This is a genomic window from Archangium sp. (assembly GCF_036389735.1).
Lineage (GTDB): Bacteria > Myxococcota > Myxococcia > Myxococcales > Myxococcaceae > Archangium.
In genome coordinates, this window is sequence record NZ_DASVWK010000133.1 from 1 (window position 1) to 3973 (window position 3973).

The following is a 3973-nucleotide window of genomic DNA, read 5'->3' on the forward strand; positions in this document are numbered from 1 at the left end:
CTCGGCCACCACGGGCGCCGCGCTGCGCGTGGATGGCGGTCTCGTCAACAACATCGGCTGAAGCACGGGGCGGGAGCGGCCCCACCCGGCCCCGGGGATGTTATGTCCCCGGGAGCCATGCCCACCCTCTCCAGTCTGACCCAGTCCCTCAGCCAGCTCGCCTCCTCCGAAAACCTGCGCCTCCTGTGGAACGTGCTTCGCCACGCACCGGGGGGCGGAGTGCTGATGGGGCAGCTCATCGGCAACATGGCACCGTACACGGGCACCATCCGCCCGGAGGTGCTCTCCCTCGAGCCCGGCTACGTCCAGGTGCGCATGAGGGACAGGCGCTCGGTGCGCAACCACCTGCGCTCGGTGCACGCCATCGCGTTGATGAACCTGGGCGAGGTGGCCACCGGGGTGGCGATGATGTCCGCCCTGCCCGGAGACATGCGGGGAATCATCACGCACCTGGAGATGGACTATTTGAAGAAGGCACGCGGCTCCATCACCGCCGAGTGCCGCGCCCCCACCGCCGTGGTCGGCGAGCGCCGGGAGTACGACGTCCAGGCGGACCTCACCGACGAGGCCGGCCAGGTGGTGGCCCGGGCCCGTGCACGCTGGCTCATCGGCCCCGCCTCGCACTGACCCGAGCCCCCTGGACAACGGTCTGTTCGAAATCGTCCTCGAGCCACTCGACGCACCGGACCCGCGCCCGCCCACGCCACGGGAATTGGTGAAGAAGCGAAAGTGGCCCGTCCCGGGCCCTGGCACGCCGTGAAGTGCCCGGGGCATGCTGTGACCTTCCACCGCGACACAGGAGGTTGCAATGCCCTCACCCGTGTTCGGATTCGCCGACCTGCACTGCCACACCATGGCGCACCTCGGCTTTGGCGGGCACCTGCTCGCCGGGCGCCCGGATGGTGACATCGCGCAGGCGCTCGCCCGCTGTGACATCCATCTCCACGGACCGGGGGGCCTCGGCAACTTCGGCAAGGACTTTCCGCTGGTCATGGCCTTCATCGAGGGAGGCGTGGGCCACGGCCCCTGCGGTCACGACAGCTACGCCGACTGGCCCCACTTCGGCACCCGGGCCCACCAACAGGTCTTCGTGGACTGGCTCAAGCGGGCCCACGACGGAGGGCTGCGGCTGCTGTGCAGCGTGGCCGTCAACAACGAACTCCTCGCGGAGCAGACCCACCATCCCGACAGCGACCAGAACTCCATCGCGAAGCAGATGGCCGAGCTGCGCCGCTTCACCGAGCGGCATGCGGACTGGATGGGCCTCGCGCTGAGCGCCTCGCAGGCCCGCCAGCTCATCGAGTCCGGCAAGCTCGCCGTGGTGGCCAGCGTGGAGGTGGACTCGCTGGACAGCCTCCTCGGTGATCGAAAGGCGCTCGGCCAGCGGCCGCTCTCCCTGGAGCACCTTCCCCGCATCCTCGAGTGGCTCCGAGACCAGGGCTTCCGGATGATGACGCCGCTGCACCTGGCCAACAACAGCTTCGGCGGCGCCTCCATCTACGACGACAAGTTCAATCTGTTGAACCACTTCCTGCGCGGGCACTTCTTCGACGTGGAGGGCAGCTCCAGCGTGGGCTTCCGGCTCGGGGGAAAGCTGGAGCCCGAGACCGCGCAGTCCGTCACCGCCTATGAGTTCCTGTTCAAGGCGCACTACCCGAGGCAGGGCTATGCGCTCAACGCCCCGGGGCAAGGCCATATCAACAAGCTCGGGCTCACGCCCACGGGCGAAGCCTTCCTGCGCGAGGCCATGCGCCAGGGCTTCATCCTCGACGTGGAGCACATGTCCGAGCGCTGCACGGACGCGGTCCTGACCCTGGCCGAACAGAGGAACTACCCCGTCATCGCCTCGCACTGCTCCTTCCGCGAGCAGGGCCTGGACCCGGAGGAGACGAGCCTCAAGAGCAAGCACGCCAGCGAGCACATGAAGACGCGTGAGCAGGCGCGGCGCATCCTCGCGCTGGGCGGAGTGTTGGGCCCCATCACCAACCAGCACGAGCTGAAGGACTTCCCCGGGAGCACGGTGGAGAACGACTGCGCGCGCTCGTCCAAGACGTGGGCGCAGTCCTACCAGTACGCCCTCTCCCTGCTGCGCGAGGTGGGCTCCGGCGGCGTGGCCATGGGCACCGACTTCAACGGCCTCAACCAGCAGCCGGGGCCCCGCTACGGCCCCAATGCCGCCTATGGGCTGAAGGAGGACAAGCTGCGAGAGAAGCGGCGCCCCGTTCAGCAGATGCTCCAGAACAACAAGCCGCGCCTGCCCTACTCGGGCACCATGTACCGCACGAACGTGCCCTTCGAGCCCTCGCGTGCCGGCCACCGGACGTTCGACTTCAACACGGACGGGCTGGCCCACATCGGCCTGCTGCCGGACCTCATCCGCGATCTGCTCCACGTGGGGATGACGGACGCGCAGCTGGACCCGCTCTTCTCCTCGGCCGAGGCCTTCCTGCGCATGTGGGAGGCCTGCGAGGCCCGCTCCGCTCCCGCCCTCGCCGGCGAGCTGGTGGATGCCGCGATTCCCCGGCTCTCGTAGCCACCACACGCGCGGCGCGTCGGGAATACGAAAAATCCCCGGGTGTCCTGGGGAGCGACCAGGCAACCGGGCCATTCACGGCCCGGTTGCTCCCTTCGCTCCCGCCCATGACCACTTCCCGACGACAGTTCCTCCAATTTTCCCTGGCCGCGGCCTCGCTCGCGGCTTGTACGCCGAGCCTGCGCGCCGTGTCCGGTGAGGATCGCTCCGCGCCCGCGAAGAAGAAGAAGATCCTCGTCCTCGGCGGCACTGGCTTCCTCGGACCGGCGTTCGTCACCGCGGCCCAGGCGCGCGGACACGAGCTGACGCTCTTCAACCGTGGCAAGACCCGGCCGGAGCTGTTCCCGAACGTGGAGAAGCTGCTCGGAGACCGGGACCCGAACAAGGGCGGGGGCCTGAAGGCGCTCGAGGGCCGGAAGTTCGACGCGGTCCTCGACACCTCGGGCTACTACCCGCGCATGGTCCGCGCCTCCGCCGAGCTGCTGGCGCCCAACGTCGGGCAGTACATCTTCATCTCCAGCGTCTCGGCCTACGCGAAGAACGACACCCCAGGCGCGGACGAGAGTGCCGCCACCGCCACCCTCGCCGACCCGAATGTCGAGACGATGGGCAAGAACTACGAGAACTACGGGGGGCTCAAGCGCGCGTGCGAGGAGGCCGCGGAGAAGGCCCTGCCGGGCCGCGTCGCCAACGTCCGCCCGGGCTACATCGTCGGCCCCGAGGACCGCACGGACCGCTACGTGTACTTCCCCCTGCGCTTCGAGCGGGGCGGCGAGATGCTCGCGCCGGGCAGCCCCTCGGACCCGATGCAGATCATCGACGTGCGCGACCTGGCCGAGTGGCTCGTCCTGCTGATGGAGCGCGACACGACGGGCATCTTCAACGCCGTGGGGCCGCAGAAGCCCTGGACCATGGGAGAGATGTTCGCGGCGTGCAGGGAGGTGACGGGCAAGGACACGAAGCTCACCTGGGTGCCCGGGGAGTTCCTCCTGAAGAACGGCGAGGACGGCGAGGGGGCCCTCCCCATCTGGGCGCCGGCCTTTGGGGCCTACGCGGGCATGCACCTGCGCAGCAACGCCCGGGCGGTCCAGGCCGGGCTGAAGTTCCGCTCGCCCGTCCTCACGACCCGGGACGCACTCTCCTGGTTCAAGAGCCTGCCCGAGGAGCGCCAGGACAAGCCCCGCGCCGGGCTCACCCCGGAGCGCGAGGCGGAGCTGCTCTCGCGCTGGGCCCAAGCCAGGGGGTGAGCAGTCGAGCAACCCCCGCGCCGGCCGCCCGGAGCGGGGGGAGGCCAACGAGCGCCCGTTGCCGCTCCGCGAGGGAGCATCACCTTTGCGCGAGCCAACTCACGCTGGGGGAAAGCGCATGGCCAACACCGACGTCGAGACCCTGAATACCTTCCTGCGGGGAGAGATTTCCGCCGTGGAGACCTACCGCAAG

At 69.2% G+C, this 3973-nt stretch carries 3 protein-coding genes; all 3 read left to right on the forward strand.

Going from position 1 to position 3973, the window contains the following annotated elements:
- Nucleotides 1–117 precede the first annotated feature (117 nt).
- The 3 genes from VF794_RS05050 to VF794_RS05060 all read left to right on the forward strand — a co-directional run bounded on the left by VF794_RS05050 (nucleotide 118) and on the right by VF794_RS05060 (nucleotide 3780).
- Nucleotides 118–627, forward strand: a complete 510-nt coding sequence (locus tag VF794_RS05050; RefSeq protein ID WP_331108037.1) for a hotdog fold domain-containing protein — start codon at nucleotides 118–120, stop codon at nucleotides 625–627.
- 181 nt (nucleotides 628–808) lie between these two features.
- Complete coding sequence (locus VF794_RS05055; protein WP_331108038.1) at nucleotides 809–2533, forward strand: membrane dipeptidase; 1725 nt, start codon at nucleotides 809–811, stop codon at nucleotides 2531–2533.
- 107 nt (nucleotides 2534–2640) lie between these two features.
- On the forward strand, nucleotides 2641–3780 hold the full coding sequence (locus VF794_RS05060) for an SDR family oxidoreductase (RefSeq protein WP_331108039.1): 1140 nt from the start codon (nucleotides 2641–2643) through the stop codon (nucleotides 3778–3780).
- The last annotated feature ends 193 nt before the right edge of the window (nucleotides 3781–3973 follow it).